Source organism: Paraperlucidibaca sp., from assembly GCF_982810325.1.
The window spans coordinates 1-2,115 of the sequence record NZ_CEYEMI010000062.1 but is presented as its reverse complement, the minus strand read 5'-3'; the positions used below and the strand labels follow the sequence as shown (position 1 = coordinate 2,115).

At 52.5% G+C, this 2,115-nt stretch carries 3 protein-coding genes; 1 reads left to right on the top strand and 2 read right to left on the bottom strand.

What is annotated here, in order from left to right; genetic code table 11:
• Window positions 1-798 (bottom strand): phosphoethanolamine transferase domain-containing protein (locus AC3DKE_RS11055; RefSeq protein WP_487990722.1); only part of this gene is annotated, 798 nt, incomplete at its 3' end.
• Window positions 795-1,517, bottom strand: coding sequence for a phosphatase PAP2 family protein (locus AC3DKE_RS11050; RefSeq protein ID WP_411729663.1), 723 nt, complete (start codon window positions 1,515-1,517; stop codon window positions 795-797). The genes AC3DKE_RS11055 and AC3DKE_RS11050, both read right to left, overlap by 4 nt.
• Before the next feature lie 150 nt (window positions 1,518-1,667).
• Between AC3DKE_RS11050 and AC3DKE_RS11045 the strand changes: the two genes are divergently transcribed.
• The coding region (locus tag AC3DKE_RS11045; protein WP_487990721.1) for a response regulator at window positions 1,668-2,115 on the top strand (448 nt) is incomplete at its 3' end.

The following is a 2,115-nucleotide window of genomic DNA, read 5'->3' as shown; positions in this document are numbered from 1 at the left end:
GACACTACGCTTGCGCAACTCAGGCGTGGTGTTGCGGCCATAACCATTGAGGCCGAAGCTCTCGGCGCGTGCCGTCTCACCTAGCACAAAGACAAATAGTGTCGGCTTTTTCGCTGAAGAGTAAACTCGGGTGGCATCTTCGCCATAGTGCTGCAGTGGCATATCCGGGGCGGTGACAATTTTGCTGTAATAGCGTTTGAGGCCGGCTATATAGTTGTGCGGCACGATGAGGTAGCGCAATTCCCGGTGCTCACGAAAGGTCGATGCATAGTCGGCATAATGCCATCCCGCTAAGGCCAACATTGAAACTAGGCCTAGCACTACAGCGATGAGCTTGTTGCGTAGAGTTTGCTTCCAGCTCATCGTTGCTGCTGGCATTGACCAGAGCCAGAATAGCGGTAATCCGGCTATCAGCAGCATATACGCTAGAAGTCGCAGACTGAGTAAGTCGAAGACCTCGTTGACATCGGTTTCCATCATGTTTTGGATTTGGCCAGCATCAATGCCGACACCATAAGTCATCATGAAATAGGCGGTGAGCGCGCTGGCTAAAAGCAAAAATGACTGCACTGGGCGGGCAAATGAGCCCCAAGTAATTAGCTGCAAAAAGGTGGCGAAATAGGCGATGAGTAATGCGCCTGTGGCAGCGAAAAAAACGCCTGCGCGCCAGCCATCATAAGGAGTGAGTGCGGATAGGGCGTGAAAAAAAGCGGCGTTGCAGCTAAGCACCAGCCAGGCAGCAATGACTATATTGCGTTGGCTTAAATTGAGGTTTTTTAGGCGAGAAATAACACTCATCGCACTGTCTCCGCGTGAAGGCGTTGGCCGATATGTGAGAGAGCCGTGCCAATATAGGCGCGGTATTGGTAGGCATGAAAACTCAAGCTAGTGGTAAGGCCGCAGATCACTGCCGTCCACATGACATGCGTGACAAAGTGCGCGCCTCGGGCCACTTGAATGCCGCCACAAAACAGCGCAAACGGCACAATGATTAAGAGCGCTTTACGCAAATATTGTGGTCGCCAAAGGGCGCAGGCATAAATCAGTGGGGTCCACATAAAGCCAACGGCGGCGTGGCCGCTAGGTAGGCAACGCCCCGGCCCTGGTATTGCAGGCAGCGATTCAAATGCGCGAAAGTAATCTGCGCTACCGCCAAACTCAGTCAATGACCATGGACAGCTATGCATGGAGTGATGTTTGAACCAGCCATTAATAGTGACGGCCAAAAGCGCGGTAATAACGACAAAGAGCCAGCCGAAAAATGCTTCCGTGCGTCGTGAGCGCCATGTGAAGAAGCAGCAGAGTAACCAAAGCCCAGTAGAAATTTTGCGGGTACCATCATGAAAGACACGGGAAAACAGAAAGGTATCTTTTAATGGAAAGCTGCTGGTGCTGGCATCGTAAAACCAGCTCGACACGGTTAAGTCGATATTGCTATAGCGGGAGATAGCAATCGTCAGCAAGGCGAGAGATAGCCAGCCTAGGATGTCGATGGGTTTGTAATGATGAGCGGGCATGGCGCGTGGTCATAGCAAGTGATGAGGCCTGCACTATGCCGATGGAGTCCTACCTAGAACCTTGCCGCAACATGAACATTTGCTCATCTTGCGCTCCGCGGCAAAAGCCGTGCGACTATAGCGCCAGCACTTTGGCTTGTGAGAGATAGCATGCGTCTATTAGTAGTAGAGGATGATCTTGAGATTGCCGGCTTTCTGCGCAAAGCCTTGAGTGAGGCGGGGCATGTGGTGGATCACGCCGATAATGGCCGCGATGGACTATTTCTGGCAACTGGCGAGCCTTATGACGCTATTGTGCTCGATCGGATGCTGCCGCAAATGGATGGTTTGTCGATGTTGGCTGCGCTCCGAGCCAGCGGCGCCACCGTGCCTGTGTTGATTCTCAGCGCCTTAAATCATGTCGATGAGCGCATCAAAGGCTTGCGCGCTGGCGGTGATGATTATTTGGTGAAGCCTTTTGTGCTCAGCGAATTGCTCGCACGTCTTGAGGTAATCACGCGCCGTCAGTCGAATACAGCAACGACGAGTAATGATTTACGCGTTGCCGATCTCGTGCTCGATAGACTGACTCGGCAAGTGCATCGCGGCGATAAGTTGC

Bases quoted from the DNA above. Each gene is read 5' to 3' on its own strand.
- AC3DKE_RS11050 (WP_411729663.1), bottom strand. From the start codon at position 1,517: ATGCCCGCTCATCATTACAAACCCATCGACATCCTAGGCTGGCTATCT.